Genomic DNA, 20849 nt, shown 5'->3' with positions numbered 1-20849 from the left:
CGACCGAGGCCGCCGTCCCCGCCCTCCTGACCTGAACGCCCGCCTCCACCAGGGCGTGACCCGGGCGCGTATGCTGCGCCAGTCCGCGAACCGCCCGCTGAAGGGAAACCGCCCCGCCGTGTTCCAGCAGACCCCCGTCTACGACCGCCTCGTCGCCGAACGCGGCGACATCCCCGTCCAGGTCCGTGGGGAAGCCGACCGGATCCACCGCGACCTGGCCCAGGTACTGCGCCAGGCGTCCACCCCTCAGCCGAGCGCGCCGCAGAGCGTCTTCGCCCCGAAGGTGCCTCCCACCGCCCTGTAAGGACTCAGGTCCCGGGGAACCGGCCGTTCCGTGACCTGGGTGTGCCGTCTCATGAGGTTGGTGCCACGGCGTCGATCACCGGCTCTCCGGCCGGACTTCGGGGGCCGACCCGCTCGGCGATGAGCCGCCGGTAGTTCGGGCACCGGGTGACGTCCTCATACTCGCAGTTCAGGCCGCCCTCGATGAGCTCCAACGAGGCCTGGGCCGCCGCGATTGTCGACCGGAGCTTTTCTGCCGAGGGACGCAGGATCTCGTGCCGGGTGGCGCGGTCGACGGTTGCGGACAGGCTTCTGATGGTGTTCAGGCCAAGGCCGGCCTCCTTCATGACGAGGATCGTCGCCACGCGGGTGAGGTCGTCCGCACCATAGCGGCGGCGCCCGCCGGCGTCCCGTCCGGGGCGCAGCAGAGCCATTGCCTCCCCATGTCGCAGCACGTGCGTGGCCAGGCCGAACCGTGCCGCGAGGGCGCCGATGCTCAAGGTGCCGGCACCGCCGTCTTCGCTTGACTTCATGCCGACATCAAGTCGCAGCATGACGTCCATGTCCAAGAATCAGGAAGCGGTGGAAGGACACCGCGACACCGAAACCCTGCTGGCCGTCCTCGACTCCGCGGACCAGATGCCGAGCGCCACTCGGCTGCGAACCCGCTCCTACGAACTGCTTTCTCTCGTCCCCGGCTCGACCGTCGTGGACGTCGGCTGCGGCGCCGGGCGAGCCGTCGCCGAGCTGGCCGAACGCGGCGTCCACGCGGTGGGCGTGGATCCCGACCCGCGGATGCTGTCGGCGGCCCGGGAACGGTGGCCGCAGGCCGAGTTCCGGGAGGCGGGGGCGGATGATCTGCCGTTCGCCGACGGAAGCGTGCGCGGCTACCGCGCCGACAAGGTCTTCCACCTGCTTCAGGAGCCAGGGCGCGCGGTGGCGGAGGCGCGACGGGTCCTCTGCCCGGGCGGCAGGATCGTCCTGGTCGGTCAGGACTGGGACGCCATCATGATCGACTCGGATGACGCGACACCCACCCGCACGATCGTGCACGCCCGCGCCGACCTCCTGGGCACGCCCCGCGCCGGCCGTCAGTACCGCAGCCTGCTCCTGGCCGGCGGCTTCGACGATGTCACGGTCGAGGTGCACACCAGCGTGTTCACCGACCCCGCGATGCTGTCGCTGCTCGCGAGGCTCGCCGAGCCGGCCTGCGCCGGCGGCGCCGTCAGCCGTGACCAAGCGGACGAGTGGCTCGCCGAGCAGCGCCGACGCGCCGAGGCAGGCCTCTTCCTCATCGCCATTCCGTTTTTCGTGGCCTCCGCTTCCGCCTGAGCTGCTGTCCGACCCCCTGCATCCGAAGCCGTTCGAGAACTTCGTGGAGCCGACGTCCCGAGACACCACACCTGGGCAGGACGGACGACGGGGGCGGCGTTCGCCCGCGCGCTGGAGAGGAGCGGGCGAGGAACGAGATCGCGCGCTCGAGCACGGCAGGCCCGGCGTACCCCTGCACGACCTGGCAGCTCTTATCGCCTTGGCTGGAGGGCGTAGCCGGTCTGTCTGAACGCGTCGTTCCACACGTCGGGGGTGAGCCGGCGCTCGATGCCGGGTGAGGCGGTCGTGATCGACCGCATGCGGGCCTCCCAGTCGTGACCGCCAGGGGTGCCGGTGCCGCGTGCGCAGCTGTCACACCCGTCCTCGCCGTGGAGGTGCCCGGCCATCCAGGAGTTCAGCACGACCCGGAGCAGGGCCGTGAACAGGTCACCTGTCCCGGTGGGACTGTCCAGAGCGTCATGCATGATCAGCGCCGGCTCGGGATCGCCGTAGGGAGGGAACGGGGCTCGCCCTGCCGCAGTTCCCCGCCCGGCTCGGCGGATGCCACCTTCCCGGCGGGGCCCTGGGCGAAGGCCTCCGGATCGAAGTAGTTCCAGGCGGTGCGGGCCTGCACGCCGGGCTGCCGAGCGACGGCCGTGACGTTGCGCTCGATCACGGGCCGCTGTCGGAGCGCTGCGTCCGTCGCGGACAGGCCGGCCGGCCGCGTCCTGGTACTTGGCCCCCCGCACCCGGCAAGGATCCGGCCCTCGTCTGCGTCTCGTCCCGTGCGAAGAGGGCTGAACATCAACTTTCGGCTGCAATCGTGGCTGTGACTCGGTGGTGCGGTCCGCTTTCGGCGTGTAGCGTCGCTGGCGGATGTCGTGGTTCGACGTACCCGCCCGCGCCTTTTCGCGCGGGCGTTTCGCTGTGCGGTGCCGGACCAGGACGATCACCCCCAGGGGCCGCGCGGTGCGGTCCCTGACAGCGACCGAGAGGCACCAGCATGGCCAGCGGAACCGTCAAGTGGTTCAACGCCGAGAAGGGCTTCGGCTTCATCGCCCAGGACGGCGGCGGACCGGACGTCTTCGCGCACTACTCCAACATCAACGCCTCCGGCTACCGCGAACTGCAGGAAGGCCAGGCGGTCACCTTCGACATCACCCAGGGCCAGAAGGGCCCGCAGGCGGAGAACATCACCCCCGCCTAAAGGCCTCAGAACGCCATCAGGGTCCGGAGCGCCTCTGCTCGGGGCCCTGATGGCGGGGCGGGGACGACGCTGTCCGCCCTTCCGGCCCGGCAACACGGGTCCCGGTGACCTGGCCTCGACCTCGTGTCGTGTTCGGCCCGGGCCGGTGGCAAGGCAGCGCGAGCGAGGGGATCCGCCCAGGAACCATCGTGCTTCGCCGGGCGGACCCTGTGTCTGGTGGCGCGCGGTCTCGAATTCAGGATGCCGGTTACGGCCCTGGCTTTCCGTCCACGGGCGTAGCGGTCTTGTCCGCAGGAGCGGAGGATTCCGGCTCCTCCAGGTCGAGGCCTTCCGCGACCTCGCCCAGCGCCCGGAGCAGGTGCCGCCCTGGTGTACTCCATGACCCACGCCCGGCTCACCACCCACTGAGCCTGTCGCGCCTGGCGCGGGTCTTCGATCCCCATACGCCGAGCTTCGTTTCGGTCCCGTCGGGCAGAACCTCGACCGCCTTCCGCGGTACCGGCCGGTCCGCTCCCTCCCGCTCGACCCACTGCGCTCGGCAGGCTCACACCCATCGAGCAGACCCGGAGCGGTTCATCCGCCAACGGTGTCCCACGCGGGACGCCATCCGGCCGCATCCCGCCACCCCCCTCGAAGCGCGGGCGGACGGCGGGATGCGGTCGACCAGCCGGCTCAGCCCCCGCAGCCACCGAACCCGAGGGCGGTCACCGCGTTGTCGTAGGCGAACAGAAGTTCCTGCTTCGCGCCCGGCGGGATGGTGAACCAGTAGCCGTAGTAGTCGGCATCGGTCCAGATACAGGCGAACTTGTCGCTGCGGTTCCACACCGAGCTGGCCCGGTCGTTCCACGCCCAACCGATGTTGGGAATGTCCACCGGATCGAGCTGCAGGACGTCCCCGGTATTGTCGTGGCCGTCAAAGAGGCAGACTTTGCCTTCTGAACAGCGGGTCACGCCCCCGTCCTTGGGGTCATCAGCCGCTGCGGTTCCCGGAGCCGCCAGTACGGCGGTGGAGGCGAGGACTGCTCCTACTACCGCGGTTTTGACTGTCAGTTTCACAAGTGTCCTTTCTGTTGGTGCCGGTGGAAGCGCGGTCATGGTCGTCGCGTCCAGATGGTGCTTCTCGAGGGCTTCCGGTCGTAAAACGGTTGCCGCGCGCACGTGGTTCGCAGAGATGACGTCGGTCGTGGTCTCCGCAAGGGGTGGCCGTGACGTTCTCGCGGCCTACCGATCATTTCTGCATGACGTTCGAAGTCGTCGCAGGCGGATGATGCCGCAAGCGGGTCGGAGCAGGCCGAGGTGGAGGCCGTCACGTGTTTCGTAGCGGGTCTGTAGCCGTTGGAACCGGTGGATCCCGGCGAAGGCGCGCTCGACGACCCAGCGGGTCTTGCCCGGGCCGGAGCCGTGAGCGGTGCCTCTTCGGGCGATCTTCGCGCTGATGTTCCCGGGCCCGGCGAAGGCGGCGGTACTTGTCGCAGCCGTAGCCCCGGTCGGTGCTCCCGGCGGTATCGGCGGAGCTTGTCCGACAGGAGGCGCAGGGCAGGGCTGGACACGTCGACGCCGCACGGGTGGACAAGCGCACGAAGTCTCTGGCGGAGACGGAAAAGCTCAATGTCCTTGGTTCGCCGCCACCGGGCTCGAGGCGGAAAAGGAGATACCCTCGCTGTCCACGATCAGGGCATTGCTGTACTGCGCCGTGAACGGCATCGCCGAGGTGCCTCTCACCGAACCCCGACTCAACTTACCGGGCATTCCACGGGACCTCCGCAGATACGCACGTTGTACACGCGGGCGTGCAGACCCCAGTCGATGGTGTAGTCCTGCCATTTGCGCAAGGTGCGCTCGGTGGCGTATTCGTTCTCCTCGATGATGTAACTGAACGTAACAATATTGTCGCCCGAGTGGAAATATCTGACGTCGTTGAAGGACACCCTCAAGCTGCCGGCGTTGGCGAAACACATGCGATTGCCGGTGCTCGTTTCCACCCATGCGAGGTCGGTGCGCCGGGGGAGAGTGGGGTCTCCGCAAGGAGTCTCGTTGGCCGCGGAGGCGGGGGTCGCCGGCGTCGCGAACGTCAAGCCGGCAGCGGCCACCGCTGCGACGAGAACCCTCTTGGCCACCTGCTTCATGGTTGTTCCCCTTCTCTGGGACAGGCGTGGAAATGATCGTGTGAACTTGTCGGATCTCTTCGCCGTCGGCCCGGCGCGAGCGCTGCGGCCAGGTGGAAGGCTACGGAGAGTGCGGGTCGCAGTCGTCACCACACAGAGCCAACCGGGGCGTAGCTCCCATGGGGGACAGGCTCCCTGCCTCTGTGCGTAGCCGCGGTGAAGCGCGCTTGGTACTCCAGTACGACTTCGTGGTCTCCGGTCGGAGGGCGGGGCAGGCTTTGTCGTGACATGACCCTGGAGCGGAAGGTGACTTCAGTGGCTGCCTGCCTCACGGTCATGGTGGTCGGTTCGGACTGCTGGGGGAGGGGGACGGTGACCTGCCCGGCGGCGAGCATCATCGACCGGGCGAAGGTGCGGTCCGCGGTGGTCGGGTCACCACCGTTCCGGCAGGCCGTCGAGCTCTTGGCCGGCCTCGCCCTACCTCTGGCCGGCTCGAAGTGAGGTTGGAAAAGGCTCAGTGTGTCCAGGCAGCCCAGAGCGACGCCTGCCCCACCGTTCCCGTCCGCGACAGCGAGAACCCCACCGATCCGGTCGCGGACATCGGTGCGGACGCCTGGACAGCCTTCGCCGGCCCCCTCCCAGGGGTAGAGGTGCGTCGAACCCGGTCACGGGGCCTCGAAAGTGGTCACGGCTAGCGCCTTGTCCACCCGAGCGGCGGCCAAGTCGTCGTGGCGGATCACAAAACTCGTGGAGTACTCCTCGTAGACCCGGGCTTCACTGGCGAGCGATATCCATTCGCTGGTCAGCCGGTGCTTTTCCTTCTCCAGGTGGGAATGCCATTCCGCGATCGGGACGGCTGGGACCTTGCCTGCCTTCTCGCGTCCCGCGAGGGTCTGCTCCGCAATGCTGTTGATCACCTCGTCATCGGCATACCCGCCGATGACGACGCCGGCGCCGGACGGCCAGAGGTCGTGGGCCAGAGCCCGGAGTTCGTCCAGGTGCGGCAGGTCACGCTCCATGTACCGGACCAACTGCTGCTGGAAGGGCGACATGTCCTCCCAATCGAGATCCTCCCAGAACTCGTGCCAGTCCTCGTCGCCCTCCTGGAGCCAAAGGGGCAGTTCGGCCCTGAGCTCGGCGCTGACGTCGAACTGCTCGCGGACGCACGTGGAGCTGGGGGCTTCCGCGACCGCGGTTTCGGTGCCGTCCGGTACATACACGACGCGCGCGTACTTCCCGGAACTGTCCTCATGGTCCATCTCCTGGTTCACGAAGAAGAGCAGCGTCCCGTCCGCCGGCAGGTCGAAGCCGTCGACTCTCGGCAGCGCCCCGCAATCGACGGACAGGAGCAACGGCAACGGAATGTCCCCGGCGGACGGCCACTTCATGCCCACCGGCAGCCGGGGCACCCCACCGAACTGCCCGACCGGAGAACCACCGCCCACGGACAACCCGATCGACAAACGAAGGTGCCGGCTGAATCTGCTGATCTCGTCGCCCGGGATGCCCAACTCAAGCGCTGCCCGACGAAACTCTCCCTGATGGTCCATGCCCGAGAAGGTAAACCCTTTCCAACCCGACTGTGGCGTCGGGGGATTGGTGGGCATGGGCTGTACGTGGTGGAGCGAGCGGTCGGTCGCCTCGGATCATCCCGGCGGATCCGCCTCCAGGAAGCCGCGCAGCTCCAAGGCGAGGTCGCGCATGCCCTCCGGATCCGGATCGGCAAGCTGTCACAACGGCATGGCGGGGCAGCTGGTGCCCCGTGGGGGGATTGCCAGGTCGGTGAGGTAGCTGTCCATGGCATCCTCCATACACGGGCCGCTGGTGATGCTGCCGTGACCGTGGCCCTCGTAGGTGAGGAGCACACCGCTGCGTCCGAACTGCCGGGCCACCGAGACCGCCCACGGGTAGCCGGTGGCGGGGTCGTGCAGCGCGTTGGACACCAGGATCGGAGGGGCGCCGTGTGCGTCCAGGCGGTGCTGCGGGTTGGCGGTCGGCGCGCCCAGACACGCCGCTGCCATGTGGATCGGCAGCAGGTAGGGCAGGTCGGGCGCGGTCGTGTTCATCATGGCGACGAGGGAGGCGTACTCCCGGTAGTCGCGCACCGGCAGGTGCCAGTCCGAGCAGAAGACCGGGGTGGCCGGATGCAGCGGCGCTATCGAGGTGGGCGAGGTGGGCAGCGGCCTGCTCGCGGCCATGCCCGCGATCGCCGTGGCCAGGCCGGCGTAGTCGGCCTGGTAGAACTTCCGGAACGCGATCTTGTTGACCAGGTCCGAAGACGACAGCGGGGTGCCCGGCTTCACCGGGTCCTCCAGCTCGCCGCGTCCGGCCTGGTCCAGCAGGCCCTGCCAGACGGCGCGGACGTCGCGGCCGTGCAGCGCGCAGTCGGCGGCTCTGTCGCACCACTTCACGAACTCCTGGAATGAATCCTCTGCCGTGGCCGCCTCGGACTGCAGGAAGTCACGGGTGGTCGGGACGCTGTGGTCCATGACGCTCTCCAGCACCATCGCGCGCACGCGGCGCGGGTAGGTCTCGGCGTACTGTGCGCCGAGCAGCGTGCCGTACGAGCTGCCGTGGAAGGTCAGCTTCCGCTCGCCGAGGGCGGTCCGGAGTGCGTCCACGTCCCGGACCGTCTGGGCGGTGTCGAGGTGGTCGAACACCGGGCCGGTACGGGCCCGGCAGTCGGCACGGAGCCGTCTGTTGTACTTCATGGTGGCGTCGAAGCCCGCCTGGCTCTTGAGCTCCGGTGACGGCCGCTCGGCGAGCAGGTCGCCGGAGCAGGTCACCGGGTTGCTGCCGCCCACGCCGCGCGGGTCGAAGCTGACGATGTCGAACCTGCGGCGGACCTCGGGGCTGAACCGGCCGATACGGCCCACCACCATCTCCACGCCCGAGTCGCCCGGCCCGCCGGGGCCGAACACCATCGAGCCGACGCGTGCGCCGGGGTCGGCGGCCTTGCGGCGGGCCACGGCCAGGTCGAGTCTCGGCCCGTCCGGGTGGGCCCAGTCGACCGGCACCGAAAGAGTGGCGCACTCGGCTCCCGGCTTCTCCGGGTCGTCACACGGTGTCCACCGCAGGGCCCCTGTGGCAGGCGGCGACGCGTGGAGCGCAGGAGCGGCGGCTGCGCCGGTGATGACGGCCATGGCGGCTCCCACACCCATGGCCGTGCCCCGCGCGGCGACGCGCCGCAGTGCGGATCTGCCCCTTGACGGCATGGATCCTCCTCGTGAAGACAGTGGTGGTGTCAGGCGTGCGGACCCGGCCGGGGCACCGTCGTCACGGTAGGTCCACTGTCGCCCGTGTGGTGCCCGTGTCAGGGGCTTTTCCGGGTCGGGGCGGGGACCGGTCAGGGGCGATCGGACCTCGCCGGCCTGCTCCTGCGCACCTCGATGACCTGGATCACAGTCTTCATCCGGACCACCCGATGATCACGACTCGATACGCGCTCCAAGAGGTGTCCCGCAATCGCCGTGGCGGGAGCGGTAGCGGTCCGCGGGTGCTCGGCCCCTCGCACGGTGACGAACCCGGTGTCGAGAGGGAGGTTCGTCAGCTTTTGAGTGGCTCTTGCGTCGCCTGATGGTGTGGGCGCGGGCGGAATCTGCCGGTCCGCAGTTGGTGGTCTGCTGGGGCCCTCGTACGAGCCGTACAGGAAGGCCGCCAGGCGCGGGAGCCGGGCGCGGGTGGAGCAGTGGACGAAGCCCTGCTCCTGGGGAGCGCGGCCACGCGTCGACATCTCGTACGTGCCGCTCTCGCGGGCCACGTCCCGGAGAGAGCGTTCGGTGATGTGCGTCGGCTCGGGCATGAGCGACACGTCAAGTGATGTCGCCGAGGCGGGCCGCACGGGCCCGGAGGTAGCGCTGTTCGGGGAGGCTCAGGGTCTTGGCGGCGGCTGACTCGTAGGCGGCTCGGGCGGCCTCGGGGTCGCCGGCGCGTTCCAGGAGGTGCGCGCGGACCGAGTCCAGGCGGTGGCCTGTGGTCAACTCCGGTGCGAGCTCGTCAAGTTCGGTCAGACCGGCCTTCGGTCCGTGGACCATGGCGATGGCCACGGCACGGTTGAGGCGTTCGACAGGGCTGGGGACAAGGTGGACGAGGACGTCGTAGAGGCCGAGGATCTCGGGCCAGTCGGTGCTGTCGGGCGAGTCCGCCTCGTCGTGGACGGCGGCGATCGCGGCCCTCAACTGGTACGGGCCGGGGCGACGTTGGGACAGAGCCCAGGTCACCAGGGCCACGCCCTCCTCGATCGCCGCCTTGTCCCACAGCCCGCGGTCCTGCTCGTCGAGGGGGATCAGTTCGCCGCCCGCCCCGGCCCGCGCGGCGCGGCGGGCGTCGGTGAGGAGCATCAGGGCGAGCAGGCCGGCGACCTCACGGTCGCCGGGCAGCAGGCGGTGCACCGTACGGGCCAGCCGGATGGCCTCGCCCGCGAGTTCGGCCCGCTGGAGGGAGGCTCCGGAGGTGGCCGTGTAGCCCTCGTTGAAGATCAGGTAGAGCGTGTGGAGGACGGCGGGCAGCCGCTCCTCCCAGTGATCGGGGCGGCCGAAACGCGTGCCCTTCACCCGCTGCTTGGCCCGGCTGATCCGCTGGGCCATCCTCGCCTCCGGCACCAGATGCGCGCGGGCGATCTCGGCCGTCGTCAGACCGCCGACGGCCCGCAGCGTCAGCGCGATCTGGGCGGGCGGGGGCAGATCCGGGTGGCAGCAGAGGAAGAGCAGGGTCAGCGTGTCGTCCTCGGAGGGCGCACGATCGGGCCCGGGCGGCGGCATGGTGAAGGCGTCGCGCGGTGTGAGCGCCGCCGCCTTCTCCTCACGCAGCCGCCGCGCCTGATCACTGCGCAGCGCGTCCGTGAGCCGCCGCGAGGCGACCCTGATCAGCCAGCCCCGCGGATTGTCCGGAATCCCCGACTCGGGCCACTGCCCGGCCGCTGCCAGCAGCGCCTCCTGTACGGCGTCCTCGGCGGCGTCGAAGTGCCCGTACCGGCGTACGAGCGCGCCGAGGACCTGCGGCGCGTGCAGGCGCAGCAGGTCCTCGATTTCGCTCGTACGTCTCAAACGTCTCCCCTGCTCACACTTCGCCGAGCGGCCGGATGACGACGGGGTACGTGTTCGCGCCCTCGGGAACGGGGCACTGAGTGACCCGCGCGGCGATCTCCGTGACCCGCTCCAGGCTCTCGCACTCCAGGAGCCAGTAACCGGCGATCACTTCCTTGGTCTCGCCGTACGGGCCGTCGGTGATCACGGGCCTGCCGTCCGCGCCGGCGCTGACGAGGCGGGTCCTGGCAGGCTCGGCCAGCCCCTGGGCATCGATGAACTCGCCTGTCTCGGCGAGGTCGTTGTTGATCGCCCCCATGTGCTGGAACATCGCCTGCACGTCCTTGTCGCTCCAGGCCGGGAGACCGGCGGCGGGCTTGCCCGCCTGGGCCTCGTAGTCCGCCTGCGTGCCCTGCACCATCACCAGGTACTTCATGAGTCCGCTCCTTCGGCTCGGCCGCCCGTGGTGGGAGGCTCTCACACGGGACGTCGGAGCCGGCCCGCGCTTTTCTACACGCTCGCGGAAGTTTTTTCAGGCTCGCGGGAAGAGCGTCAGGAGTCCCGCTGCTCGGCCCTGTCGACCGCCGGTCCGCTCTCCGTCGTGAGGACGGGCCCGGACTCGGCCTCTTCCGCCTCGTACGCCTGGCACCCGGGGTTCTTGCACGGGCCGGGACGCCACAGGGGCACGAATCGGGACCGGCCCCAGCAGCCACGCCGCCTGATGCCGCCCGTCGTGCTCGTCGACGAGCGATGGCTGCTTGATGTCGCGCAGAACCTCGTGCCCGGCGACCCCGACGTCACTGACTACGGCGCGCCGGCCGCCGCCGTCGCCCGCCACCGGCACGAGGTCATGGACACCCTGGTCTACCCGGCCGCGCACCACCGAGCCGCTGCCCCGAAGAACTGGGCTGATCAGCCAAGAAGGCCCAGACCAGAGGAGCGGTCCTCAGTCGGCTGAGGAACTCCGGCGATCAGCGTGCCCGGCCGGCCGTCCACTCACCGGAATCGGCAACGGCCGGCCGGGGCGTGCTCGCTGGGCCACCGGGCACGCCTACGGGCCGAGCACACTCTCCGTCACTTCCGTCACTTCCGTCACGGCCGTGGTCCGCACGCTGCTGGCGGTCGCTCTCCGGGGCGACCGAGGCCGACCCGGTGGGGTCGTAGATGTGGGGCAGGGGGCCGGCGAGCATCTCCAGGACCAGGCCGTGAGCAGTGAGGTGGCCTGCGAGGGAGGTGAGTTCGGCGGTGTCGCGGCCGCGGCGCCTCATCTCGTAGACGGTGAAGGCGGGCCGAAGGGCACGGGGGGCAAGTCAGCGAAGGCGACGTAGGTGCCGAGGGCGAGGCCGGAGAAGGTGAGGAGCCGGCGGGGCTTGAGGCAGGTGAAGGCGGCGTGCATGCCGATGCCGGCGGCTACGGGGGCGATGACGTTCTTCACCGCTCCGCCCAGCTCGCAGCCGGTCACGTCGGGGGACGGTGTAGGGGCGGAAGTGACCGGTGCGGCACGCTTTTTGGAAGCGGTGGGTGGCAGGGCCAGGGCTTCGGCGTGGTCGGCGGGCGTCCGTTTCGTGACCACTCGCGGTGAAGGGAGCGCGAGCGGACGGTTCCTGCCTCATGCCCATTGCGCCTCGGTGGCCTGCGTCTCCAGGCACCGTCGGGCGGAGCCGGCCGACGGTGCCGGGGATGATCCCCTGCGTGGCTGAAGAGACAGGTGCAGATGCGGACGACGCTCGTGCAGGGGATGAGCGGCTGGGCTGGGCGTTCGGGCTGATAGCAGATGATCCGGCTGCGAGGAGCGCGGCACGCGCTGGTCGTCGTCCTCGACCTGACCGCGTGCGCGGTGGCGGACCGACAGCGCGCCCCGCGCTACGGCGACCTGGCACGACCTCGCGGCCGGCGCCCCGCGACTGAACGGCGCGAAGACATCGCCTCCGGCCGTCGCCACGATGCGCGTGACGCCCGCCGTCCCCTCACGCTCCTCGACCTCGCCTGAGCGCGAAGTGGACGTCACTTGACTACGCCGAAACCCTGAGGGCTGTCGCAGAACGACTTCACGCTTTGATCTTGGTCAGGCGGGCTGTCTCGCGAGATCATCGAGTGGAACGGCGCTTCGGCGTCCGTGAGTTGTTTTCCGACGGCTCCCTGGGCCGCTCAGGGGTCGACCGGGTCCGGCGCATGCGTTCTCGGCGTTCTCTCAGGCCGAGACGAGAGGTAACGCCGCCTCAGATGGTCGGGGTGTCGTCAACAATCGGCTTGTGAATCTCCACGACCGGCTTCCACCCGGCGGAGAACTCGATGAAGTCCGCACGGGTGGGGTAGGTGTCGATCGCACGACGGTCACGCTTGGGGCTGTCGCTCCCCTTGCGCCCCCGGGGAATCTGCTCCTCGAAGATGTCGACCTTCACGTCGGGAACCTCCTTGAGGCCCTGGCGCCAGATCTGCACGATGTCGGCGCCGAACGCCTGCCGGGCCGCAGCGTAGAGGGCCGTGAGGGCCCCCTTGTCCCCACCAGGGACGAAAAGCGCCAGGTCCAGCACGACACCGGCGGACTGGAGGACCTCGATGGTCACCGAGCCGTTCTCGTCGGCCAAGTAGATTCCGGCTTCATTCTCGTCGTCGGGAAGGCAGGAGACCTCTTCCTGGAATACGGTTCTCGCGGTGATCGAGCCGCCCTCGAAATTCTCACCGGACTTGGTCAGAAAAGCAGGGACGTAGCAGTCGGGAAGTTTGAGTTCTGCCGTGTCGGCGGAAACGAAGAGCCTGTCCTTCACGCCGAGCTTCGTCACCTCTTCCAGTGAGAGGCGGCGAGCGGTGATCTTCTCCGTGTTCACGATTTCCCTTTCAGGTTGCACTGTCCCTCCGGGCAAGGACATTACCACGAAACCTTGAGGTCAACTGCCCAGTAATCTTTGGGTAAGTGGGCTCCGGTGGCCTGCACGGGAGGATATTGAAGCGAGTGCCACTCGGTCGGGAACGCGCATCCGGCAAATAGTATCCCTCGTCATGGTGTTGGGGATCAACTGGCGATTGCATTTCGGTGCGTTGGGTAGCACGAAGGATCTAAAAGAGAGTTTGTGGTGGATATCGCCCATATCACCTTCGCGGAGGTGTCGGCGAGGTAAGGCGATCCATTCGTCGTACATCTCGAAGAGCGCAGCGGAAGCCCACCGGATGGTCCGACAACGCAACAGCGGAGACCCCCACCGGCGACATCCGGAGGGAGCGCGAACCGGAAGTCGCGTACTGCCGCGCCCTCTTCGGTCAGGACTTCGGCGTGGTCGGCTGACGCCCGGTCGCTGACGTCTCGCCATGTCGGGCGGGGTTCGGCAGCGGGCGCTGCGACGGAGGCCGGCCGCGATGTTGGTGGCTCCGGCTGCCCGGAGGGCGCCGATGGGCGAGGTTGCGCCACATGGCCATTGCGCGGGGTGCGTCGCCGGTCCGCAGAGGGGAGGCATCCTCGGCGAGGGTGGTGTCGCGGATGTGGTGCAGGGCCTCGATCTTCCGATGATCGCGGACGAGGCGGGCGATCTGGGCCGGGGTGGCTTGCCCGGCGGTCAGGCTGGTGACGGCTTGGACGGTGGTACCGCCGGTCCTGCGGTCGGTGCGGCGGCGCTCGATCTGGACGGCCTGGCGGGCTCCGGGGAACAGGAGGCTGTTCACGCTGGCGACCTTGATCCGGCGAATCCCCGGGCGGCCGTGGCCGATGTCCTTGGTGCGGTCCTGCAGCGGGACGTCGCGCCCCACGGCCCGACGGCAAGGTCGAACGCTCCCACCGCATTGACGCCGAGGAGTTCTACCGGCTCCTGGACGGCGTCGTCATCGACGACGCCGAAGTCGTCAACGACAACTGCGCGAGTGGGAGGACTCCTGCAGCCACCATCGCCCCCACGGCGGCCTCGGCGGCCAGACCCCCTACGAACGCCTCAAGCGGAAGACCACGACCCAGGCGTGATCGACCAACGTCAGCTGCACACCCGCGACCGGTCGATCCGCAAGGACGCCTTTTACTGGTACGAGGCCAACTGGGTCTCCACACCGACCCTGTACGTCACCAGCCGACACTGGGCCTCACGCACCGACACCGCGACCGAACTGAAGGTCTCCTCCGACGCCGAGGACGTCACCGCCGTCCTCAACAGCACTTCGCTGGGGAGGCGGAGCGGCAGGGACCGTATTTTCACCTGGACCGGCGTGACCCTGCGTCCGGGGCCCGACACCGTCACCGCCACCATCGACGGTGCCACGCACACCGACACCGTCACCCGGACGCTCACCACGGCGAGGGCGGCCGACGGCTGATCTGCGCGGTACAGGTCCTGGGGGACGTCGCGGCGGGCGTCCGCCCGTCGGTGGGCGAGATGCAGCCGGAGGCGTTCCCCGTCCGTCACGACGAACACGGTAAGGAATTCTTCCGGCTTCGTCCATCCTTTGTCCTGAAGTCGGAGAAAGTTGCGAGAAGTTGTGCGTACCGGGTTCCGGGCTTCAGCAAAGCCCGCTAATTTCCTTGAAATGTACCGGTCATGGAGCTGTGGCCGGTCCCTACGGCGTGACGGCGCACGCCGGTAGTCGGCTTCGGCAGCCCGATGATGCTGCCTTCCTTCCTCTCATCCAGGGAGACCTCTGTGCGCATGAGAACGCTCAGACATCAGCGCGTCCGTCTGCTCCTGACCGCCGTGGCCTGCACCATCGGCTGTCTCGTGCCGTTTTCCCCGGCCGCCGCGGCCCCTGCTTCGCACCCTGACGCGGCACACCACGACGCGGCGGCCGCACCGGCCGCCGAACCGGAGTTCCAGCAAGTCACGCTCGCCAAGGGCGTAGCTGAGACCGGCGAACCGATGACGATGACGGTGCTCCCCGACCGCTCCGTCCTGCACACCTCACGCGACGGCACGCTCCGGCGGACCGACGCCGCGGGCACGACCAGGACGGCGGGCAAGCTCGACGTGTACAGCCACGACGAGGAGGGGCTGCAAGGCGTCGCGGCGGACCCCGGCTTCTCGTCCAACCGGTACGTCTACCTCTACTACGCGCCCAAGCTCAGCACACCGAGCGGCGACGCCCCGGCCGACGGCACCTCCGCCGACTTCACGCCGTTCGACGGCGTCAACCGGCTCTCCCGGTTCGTCCTGACGACGGACGGCACCCTGGACCTCGCCAGTGAGAAGAAGATCCTGGACGTGCCCGCCTCCCGCGGCCTGTGCTGCCACGTCGGCGGTGACATCGACTTCGACGCCGCGGGCAACCTCTACCTGTCGACGGGCGACGACAGCAACCCGTTCGCCTCGAACGGCTACACCCCGATCGACGAGCGCTCCTCCCGCAACCCCGCCTATGACGCGCAGCGTTCCGCTGGAAACACCAACGACCTGCGCGGCAAGGTCCTGCGGATCAAGGTCAACCCCGACGGGTCCTACTCGATACCGAGCGGCAACCTCTTCCCGCAGGGCACCGCGAGGACCCGCCCCGAGATCTACGCGATGGGCTTCCGCAACCCCTTCCGCATGAGTGTCGACAAGGCCACGGGCATCGTCCACCTCGGCGACTACGGCCCCGACGCCGGCAGCGCCAGTTCCACGCGCGGCCCCGCGGGCCAGGTGGAGTTCAACCGGATCACGAAGGCGGGCAACTACGGCTGGCCCTACTGCATCGGTGCCAACGAGGCCTACGTCGACTACGACTTCGCCGACAGCACCTCGGGCTCCCGGTTCAGCTGCGCGGCCCCCAAGAACAACTCGCCCCGCAATACAGGCCTGACCGACCTGCCTCCCGTCCAGCCCGCCTGGATTCCCTACGACGGCGGGTCCGTACCGGAGTTCGGCAGCGGTTCCGAGTCCCCGATGGGCGGCCCCGTCTACCGCTACGACGCCGCCTCCACGTCCGAGGTGAAGTTCCCGCAGGAGTACGACGGCGACTTCTTCGCCGGTGAGTTCGGCCGTCGCTGGATCAAGCGCATCGAGAAGGGCGCCGACGGCACCGTACAGTCCATCAACCCGTTCCCCTGGAGCGGCACCCAGGTGATGGACATGGCCTTCGGCCCGGACGGCGCCCTGTACGTCCTCGACTACGGCACCGGCTACTTCAGCGGCGACCAGAACTCCGCCCTGTACCGCATCGAGCACGTCACCGGCGGTCGCGCCCCGACCGCGCAGGCGAAGGCGAACGTCACCTCCGGCAAGGCGCCCCTCGCCGTCTCGTTCTCCTCCGCCGGCAGCACGGATCCGGACGGCGACTCCCTCACCTACGCCTGGGCCTTCGGCGACGGCGCCACCTCCACCGCCGCCGACCCCTCCCACACCTACACCGCCGACGGCCGGTACACGGCCACCCTGAAGGTCACGGACACCACCGGCAGGTCCGGGACCGCCTCCGTGCAGATCACCGTCGGCAACACCGCCCCCACGGTGAGGCTGGACCTCCCGGTGACGGGCAGCATCCACGACTTCGGCGCCGCGATCCCCTTCAAGGTGACGGTCACCGACCCCGAGGACGGCACCATCGACTGTTCCGAGGTCAAGGTCACCTTCATCGTCGGACACGACAGCCACGGCCACCCGCAGACCTCCGCCACCGGATGCGCCGGCACGCTGCAGACCCTCGCGGACGGCGAGCACGACCCCAACGCGAACATCTTCGGCGTCATCGACGCCGAGTACACCGACAAGGGCGCGAGCGGCCAGCCGGCGCTGACCGTGCACGACCAGCACGTCACGCAGCCCTCCCACCGGCAGGCCGAGCACTACGGGACCTCCGCGGGCGTCCAGGTGGTCACGCACGCCCCCGCGCACGGCGGCAGGACCGTCGGACACATCGAGAACGGCGACTGGATCTCCTTCACGCCGTACGCGCTCGGCAACGTGACGCGGTTCACCGCCCGTGTCTCCTCCGACGGCGCGGGCGGAACCATCGAGGTGCGCGCCGGATCCCCGACGGGCACCCTGCTCGGCACGGCGGCCGTCCCGGTCACCGGCGACTGGGAGACCTTCCAGGACGTGACGGCCCCGCTCTCCGGCGGGCCCTCCGGACCGACCGTGCTGTACCTCGTCTTCAAGGGCGGCACCGGTTCCCTGTTCGACCTCGACGAGTTCTCCTTCACCACCCCCACCACCGGCTCCCGTTCGGGTGAGGTGAAGGGGGTGGGCGGCAAGTGCCTGGACGTGGACGGCGCTCAGAGCGCGGACGGTACGAAGGTGCAGTTGTGGACCTGCAACGGCACTTCCGCGCAGCGGTGGACAGTTTCCGGTGACGGCACGCTGAAAGCCCTCGGCAAGTGCCTGGACGTCGCCGGTGGCGGCAGTGCGGACGGTACGAAGGTGCAGCTGTGGACCTGCAACGGCACCGGGGCGCAGGCGTGGGCGGCCCAGGCCGACGGCACGGTCCGCAATCCGCAGTCCGGCAAGTGCCTGGACGCCTCGGGCAGCACCTGGAACGACGGCACCGCCGTCCACCTGTGGACCTGCCACGGCGAATCCAACCAGAAGTGGACCCTTCCGCAGCCGTAGAAAGGAGGCGACCTCACATGCGTACTTCTCGGGAAGGCACCCGTACCCCTCTCAAAGCGATCACCGGCCTGTTCGCCGGAGTCGTGCTCGCCCTGGCTCCCCAGGCCGCGGCCCTGCCGTCGACGACGGCTTCGTCCGTCACCGCGCAGACCACCGAACCGCGCGTGGCCGCCGACCCCGCGTACCGGATCCTCGTCTTCTCCAAGACCGCGGGCTTCCGGCACTCCTCGATCGACGAGGGTGTCACCGCCCTGCGCGAACTGGGCGCGGCGAACGTCTTCACCGTCGACGCGACCGAGGACGCCCAGTCCTTCACCACCGGCAACCTCAGCCGGTACAAGGCGGTCGTCTTCCTGTCGACGACGGGCGATGTGCTGAACGCCGCCCAGCAGACCGCGTTCGAGAGTTACGTGCGCGGCGGCGGCGGATACGTCGGCGTCCACGCCGCCGCCGACACCGAGTACGACTGGCCCTTCTACGAAGGGCTGGCCGGAGCCCTCTTCCACTCGCACCCGGCCGTCCAGTCCGCCACCGTCAGGGTGGAGGACCGGGCGCACGACGCCACCGCCCATCTGGGTACCGCCTGGCAGCGCACCGACGAGTGGTACAACTACCGCACGAACCCGCGTACCACCGCGCACGTCCTGGCCTCCCTCGACGAGTCCAGCTACACGGGCGGGAACATGTCCGGCGACCACCCGATCGCCTGGTGCAAGGACCACCAGGGCGGCCGGGCGTTCTACACCGGAGGCGGTCACACCGAGGGGTCGTACGCCGAGCCCGCCTTCCGCCGGCACCTTCTGGGCGGGATCCGCTGGGCGGCCGGCATGACGAACGCCGACTGCCGGCCCGAGACCGGCTACCGGCCTCTGTGCGACGGCACCTCCACCACCGGCTGGAAGCAGGCCGGTCCCGGTGGCTTCACCCTCGCGGACGGCACCCTCACCTCCCGGGGCGGGATGGGCATGCTCTGGTACTCCGCCGAGGAGTTCACCGGCGACTACTCACTCAAGCTCGACTGGCGGGCCGCCGGGGACGACAACTCCGGTGTCCTCGTGGGTTTCCCGGCCTCCGACGACCCCTGGTCGGCGGTGAACAACGGCTACGAGATCCAGATCGACGCAACCGACGCCGCCGACCGCACCACCGGCGCCGTCTACGGCTTCCGGTCCGCGGACCTCGCCGCTCGCGACGCGGCGCTGAACCCGCCGGGGGAGTGGAACACCTACGAACTCCGGGTGACCGGTGAACGGCTGGAGATCTTCCTGAACGGCCGCAAGATCAACGACTTCACCAGCACGGACCCCGCCCGGAGTCTGCGCCAGGGCCACATCGGCATCCAGAACCACGGCGACGGCGACGAGGTGTCCTTCCGCAACGTCCGGATCAAGCAGGGCGGCCCACAGCAGCCCGACCCCCGTTCGGGTGAGGTGAAGGGTGTGGGCGGCAAGTGCCTGGACGTGGACGGCGCTCAGAGCGCGGACGGTACGAAGGTGCAGTTGTGGACCTGCAACGGCACTTCCGCGCAGCGGTGGACAGTTTCCGGTGACGGCACGCTGAAAGCCCTCGGCAAGTGCCTGGACGTCGCCGGTGGCGGCAGTGCGGACGGTACGAAGGTGCAGCTGTGGACCTGCAACGGCACCGGGGCGCAGGCGTGGGCGGTCCAGGCCGACGGCACGGTCCGCAATCCGCAGTCCGGCAAGTGCCTGGACGCCTCGGGCAGCACCTGGAACGACGGCACCGCCGTCCACCTGTGGACCTGCCACGGCGAATCCAACCAGAAGTGGACCCTCCCCTGATGAGCGGGGGAGGGTGAGGAACCGGCCGCGCTGACACTGCCGCCCGACTCCCGGGCGGCAGCAGCCGGACCCCGCCTCTTCCGGGACTCGCGCCCGGCGGCAGCAGTCGCCGGGCGCGAGCCCGCTCGCTCGTCGAGGGGCGGGCTCGGCCACCGCGCTCGTCGGCGGTCGAACCGGACGTCACCGCACGTCCAGCCGCCGCGTCCACCCACCCGACCGACCCGTGCGGTCGTGGCGCTAGCCGCCGGCTTCGACGCCCGCCAGGATGAGGTCGATACCCGCGAGGAACTACTCACGGTCGTCGTGCTCGGGCAGCTGCGCCGCCACCTGGTGCACGAACGGGTACCGCGCAGGATCGAGCTGCTCCCATTGCGCGGCGACCGCGCTGAGGAGAGCCACTCGATCGGTGCCGTGCGCGTGCGCGCGTGCGTTCGCGGCGTTCTGCCCGGCGACGCCGAGGGTGTAGTTCACGAGCACGGCCGTGGAGTCGAACTGCGCCCGTTCGGGGTCAGTCGGCGCCTGCCTGTGTGCGGGGGCTGATCGCACCGCTGGAGCGGAGTAACGGCTGGACGCTGGCGGAGGAGGCCGGGTACGCGGGCCCGATCACATCCAGCGGTTGCTGAACCGGATCGAGTGGGACGCCGACGAGGTCCTGGACGACCTGCGGGACTGCGTCGTCGAACACCTCCGAGACCGGAGTGCCGTCCTGCGACGACACCGTCCCCGAGCAAGCCGTCTTCCGTCCGGCGGCCGCGCTGAGCGCCCGCTTGGGGGTCGAGGCCGCGCAGCCACTGGCCGCCGTCTTCTCGGAGAGCCAACGGCCGTCAGGTCCTGCGCGCTGGACCACTGCCCAAGGCGGTGTCCGTGTCGACAACGGCAGGTACTCCTTCCACAACCCCGGCAACGACTTCGCCCTGGCGGACGACCGCCTGGCGCGGGTGTCCGCCGCGCTGACTCCATGATCGGCAGGCGGTACCGGCCGGCACCGGGAGGGTGGCCGCCCGGGCCGACGGCCGCCCGGGCGGCCACCCTCCGTCGCAGGACGGGTCCGGGGCGGGTCCGGTCGTACCCCGTCTACTGCTTCTTGAAGGAGCGGATCTGGTAAGTGCCCTGGAGGTTGCCCCCATGGCCGGCGGCCGTCGAGCCGACGCGGGCGTTGAAGTTGGTCTGCGTGTAGTACTGGACGCGGTGGCCGGTGCCGTTCCACACGGACCGCACGTTCTTGCCGTTGCGGATGAAGGAACACAAGTCGGCGGTGTTCGCGACCTTCTCCGACGTCCACTGGCAGCGGGTGCCGCCGCCGTCCCAGTCGCTGTAGATGCAGAAGTGCCCCGGGTCGCAGCGGAAGGCCGCGGCGGCGGCGCCACCGGTTGCCGGAGCGGCCGGGGCGGAGGTGGCGGGGGTCGCTGTGCCGAGGGCCGCCGCCAAGGCGACCGAGGCGACGGCGAGCGAAGTGACATGGCGCATGGAAGTCGTCCTCTTTCCCCTGGTTCCGTGAGGGACGTATCGGAAGGGCGACCCCCATCGTCACCTAAAGTGGCCAGGTGTGTGCAGAGCGTGCGTGTGGGCGCGTGAGGCACTCCCGGCGGCACCGCACGCCCCCTGCGCACCACACGAGCCGGGGG

25 protein-coding genes and 2 pseudogenes are annotated in these 20849 nt (G+C 69.5%); 12 read left to right on the top strand and 15 right to left on the bottom strand.

Annotation, left to right across the window (positions count from 1 at the left end; all coding sequences use genetic code 11):
• The first annotated feature begins 118 nt into the window (after positions 1-118).
• Entirely contained in the window at positions 119-304 is a 186-nt protein-coding gene (locus tag ACH4F6_RS30725; RefSeq protein WP_397963622.1) for a hypothetical protein, read from the top strand.
• 49 nt (positions 305-353) lie between these two features.
• On the opposite strand, the gene ACH4F6_RS30720 is transcribed toward ACH4F6_RS30725, so the two are convergent.
• Positions 354-836 carry a MerR family transcriptional regulator gene (locus tag ACH4F6_RS30720; protein WP_397963697.1) on the bottom strand — a complete coding sequence of 161 codons (483 nt, stop codon included), beginning with the start codon at positions 834-836 and terminating at the stop codon, positions 354-356.
• A 7-nt stretch (positions 837-843) separates the two neighbouring features.
• Between ACH4F6_RS30720 and ACH4F6_RS30715 the strand changes: the two genes are divergently transcribed.
• Complete coding sequence (locus ACH4F6_RS30715; RefSeq protein ID WP_397963621.1) at positions 844-1614, top strand: methyltransferase domain-containing protein; 771 nt, start codon at positions 844-846, stop codon at positions 1612-1614.
• A 191-nt stretch (positions 1615-1805) separates the two neighbouring features.
• Here the strand turns inward: ACH4F6_RS30715 and ACH4F6_RS30710 are convergent, their stop codons facing one another.
• Together ACH4F6_RS30710 and ACH4F6_RS30705 are read right to left on the bottom strand one after the other, a co-directional pair.
• Positions 1806-2078 (bottom strand): hypothetical protein, encoded by a 273-nt coding sequence (locus ACH4F6_RS30710; RefSeq protein WP_397963620.1) that lies wholly within the window; start codon positions 2076-2078, stop codon positions 1806-1808.
• Between the two features lie 2 nt (positions 2079-2080).
• Positions 2081-2269 (bottom strand): hypothetical protein, encoded by a 189-nt coding sequence (locus tag ACH4F6_RS30705; protein WP_397963619.1) that lies wholly within the window; start codon positions 2267-2269, stop codon positions 2081-2083.
• Positions 2270-2596: 327 nt separating this feature from the next.
• Here ACH4F6_RS30705 and ACH4F6_RS30700 point away from each other — a divergent pair, with 327 nt between their 5' ends.
• Positions 2597-2800: a cold-shock protein gene (locus ACH4F6_RS30700; RefSeq protein WP_397963618.1), complete on the top strand. Its 204-nt coding sequence runs from the start codon at positions 2597-2599 to the stop codon at positions 2798-2800.
• A gap of 672 nt (positions 2801-3472) precedes the next feature.
• On the opposite strand, the gene ACH4F6_RS30695 is transcribed toward ACH4F6_RS30700, so the two are convergent.
• From ACH4F6_RS30695 to ACH4F6_RS30685, 3 genes and pseudogenes are all read right to left on the bottom strand, one after another.
• Entirely contained in the window at positions 3473-3856 is a 384-nt protein-coding gene (locus ACH4F6_RS30695; RefSeq protein ID WP_397963617.1) for a peptidase inhibitor family I36 protein, read from the bottom strand.
• A gap of 165 nt (positions 3857-4021) precedes the next feature.
• Positions 4022-4292: pseudogene (locus tag ACH4F6_RS30690) on the bottom strand (IS5/IS1182 family transposase); the annotation flags it as partial.
• A 241-nt stretch (positions 4293-4533) separates the two neighbouring features.
• Entirely contained in the window at positions 4534-4926 is a 393-nt protein-coding gene (locus ACH4F6_RS30685) for a beta/gamma crystallin domain-containing protein (RefSeq protein ID WP_397963616.1), read from the bottom strand.
• A gap of 294 nt (positions 4927-5220) precedes the next feature.
• On the opposite strand from ACH4F6_RS30685, the gene ACH4F6_RS30680 reads away from it, so the two are divergent.
• On the top strand, positions 5221-5406 hold the full coding sequence (locus tag ACH4F6_RS30680) for a hypothetical protein (protein WP_397963615.1): 186 nt from the start codon (positions 5221-5223) through the stop codon (positions 5404-5406).
• Positions 5403-5600, top strand: coding sequence for a DUF397 domain-containing protein (locus tag ACH4F6_RS30675; protein WP_397963614.1), 198 nt, complete (start codon positions 5403-5405; stop codon positions 5598-5600). The genes ACH4F6_RS30680 and ACH4F6_RS30675 overlap by 4 nt, the downstream gene beginning before the upstream one ends.
• Here the strand turns inward: ACH4F6_RS30675 and ACH4F6_RS30670 are convergent.
• From ACH4F6_RS30670 to ACH4F6_RS30655, 4 genes are all read right to left on the bottom strand, one after another.
• Positions 5571-6455, bottom strand: a complete 885-nt coding sequence (locus ACH4F6_RS30670) for a DUF1963 domain-containing protein (RefSeq protein ID WP_397963613.1) — start codon at positions 6453-6455, stop codon at positions 5571-5573. The genes ACH4F6_RS30675 and ACH4F6_RS30670 overlap by 30 nt on opposite strands.
• 180 nt (positions 6456-6635) lie before the next feature.
• On the bottom strand, positions 6636-8120 hold the full coding sequence (locus tag ACH4F6_RS30665; protein ID WP_397963612.1) for an alpha/beta hydrolase: 1485 nt from the start codon (positions 8118-8120) through the stop codon (positions 6636-6638).
• A 597-nt stretch (positions 8121-8717) separates the two neighbouring features.
• Positions 8718-9950, bottom strand: a complete 1233-nt coding sequence (locus ACH4F6_RS30660; RefSeq protein WP_397963611.1) for an RNA polymerase sigma factor — start codon at positions 9948-9950, stop codon at positions 8718-8720.
• A 13-nt stretch (positions 9951-9963) separates the two neighbouring features.
• Entirely contained in the window at positions 9964-10365 is a 402-nt protein-coding gene (locus tag ACH4F6_RS30655; protein ID WP_397963610.1) for a YciI family protein, read from the bottom strand.
• A 285-nt stretch (positions 10366-10650) separates the two neighbouring features.
• Between ACH4F6_RS30655 and ACH4F6_RS30650 the strand changes: the two genes are divergently transcribed.
• On the top strand, positions 10651-10887 hold the full coding sequence (locus ACH4F6_RS30650) for a hypothetical protein (protein WP_397963609.1): 237 nt from the start codon (positions 10651-10653) through the stop codon (positions 10885-10887).
• A 306-nt stretch (positions 10888-11193) separates the two neighbouring features.
• Here the strand turns inward: ACH4F6_RS30650 and ACH4F6_RS30645 are convergent, their stop codons facing one another.
• Positions 11194-11391: a hypothetical protein gene (locus ACH4F6_RS30645; protein ID WP_397963608.1), complete on the bottom strand. Its 198-nt coding sequence runs from the start codon at positions 11389-11391 to the stop codon at positions 11194-11196.
• Positions 11392-11703: 312 nt separating this feature from the next.
• Between ACH4F6_RS30645 and ACH4F6_RS30640 the strand changes: the two genes are divergently transcribed.
• Positions 11704-11919 carry a hypothetical protein gene (locus ACH4F6_RS30640; RefSeq protein ID WP_397963607.1) on the top strand — a complete coding sequence of 72 codons (216 nt, stop codon included), beginning with the start codon at positions 11704-11706 and terminating at the stop codon, positions 11917-11919.
• Between the two features lie 229 nt (positions 11920-12148).
• Here ACH4F6_RS30640 and ACH4F6_RS30635 read toward each other — a convergent pair whose 3' ends face one another.
• Entirely contained in the window at positions 12149-12757 is a 609-nt protein-coding gene (locus ACH4F6_RS30635) for a hypothetical protein (protein ID WP_397963606.1), read from the bottom strand.
• A 430-nt stretch (positions 12758-13187) separates the two neighbouring features.
• Entirely contained in the window at positions 13188-13670 is a 483-nt protein-coding gene (locus ACH4F6_RS30630) for a hypothetical protein (protein ID WP_397963605.1), read from the bottom strand.
• Positions 13671-13874: 204 nt separating this feature from the next.
• Between ACH4F6_RS30630 and ACH4F6_RS30625 the strand changes: the two genes are divergently transcribed.
• From ACH4F6_RS30625 to ACH4F6_RS30615, 3 genes are all read left to right on the top strand, one after another.
• Positions 13875-14225 carry a hypothetical protein gene (locus ACH4F6_RS30625; protein ID WP_397963604.1) on the top strand — a complete coding sequence of 117 codons (351 nt, stop codon included), beginning with the start codon at positions 13875-13877 and terminating at the stop codon, positions 14223-14225.
• Positions 14226-14554: 329 nt separating this feature from the next.
• Entirely contained in the window at positions 14555-17425 is a 2871-nt protein-coding gene (locus ACH4F6_RS30620; protein WP_397963603.1) for a PQQ-dependent sugar dehydrogenase, read from the top strand.
• A 17-nt stretch (positions 17426-17442) separates the two neighbouring features.
• Complete coding sequence (locus ACH4F6_RS30615; protein ID WP_397963602.1) at positions 17443-19224, top strand: ThuA domain-containing protein; 1782 nt, start codon at positions 17443-17445, stop codon at positions 19222-19224.
• 288 nt (positions 19225-19512) lie between these two features.
• Here the strand turns inward: ACH4F6_RS30615 and ACH4F6_RS30610 are convergent, their stop codons facing one another.
• On the bottom strand, positions 19513-19770 hold the full coding sequence (locus tag ACH4F6_RS30610; RefSeq protein WP_397963706.1) for a hypothetical protein: 258 nt from the start codon (positions 19768-19770) through the stop codon (positions 19513-19515).
• Between ACH4F6_RS30610 and ACH4F6_RS30605 the strand changes: the two are divergent.
• Both ACH4F6_RS30605 and ACH4F6_RS30600 read left to right on the top strand, forming a co-directional pair.
• Positions 19734-19933: pseudogene (locus tag ACH4F6_RS30605) on the top strand (IS701 family transposase); the annotation flags it as partial. The gene ACH4F6_RS30610 and the pseudogene ACH4F6_RS30605 overlap by 37 nt on opposite strands.
• Entirely contained in the window at positions 19923-20186 is a 264-nt protein-coding gene (locus ACH4F6_RS30600; RefSeq protein ID WP_397963705.1) for a hypothetical protein, read from the top strand. The pseudogene ACH4F6_RS30605 and the gene ACH4F6_RS30600, both read left to right, overlap by 11 nt.
• Before the next feature lie 112 nt (positions 20187-20298).
• Here ACH4F6_RS30600 and ACH4F6_RS30595 read toward each other — a convergent pair whose 3' ends face one another.
• Positions 20299-20691 carry a peptidase inhibitor family I36 protein gene (locus ACH4F6_RS30595; RefSeq protein ID WP_397963601.1) on the bottom strand — a complete coding sequence of 131 codons (393 nt, stop codon included), beginning with the start codon at positions 20689-20691 and terminating at the stop codon, positions 20299-20301.
• Positions 20692-20849 lie beyond the last annotated feature (158 nt).

It is taken from the genome of Streptomyces sp. NPDC017936, assembly GCF_044328485.1.
Lineage (GTDB): Bacteria > Actinomycetota > Actinomycetes > Streptomycetales > Streptomycetaceae > Streptomyces.
The sequence above is the reverse complement of the archived record's forward strand: the minus strand, read 5'-3'. Positions and strand labels throughout refer to the sequence as shown.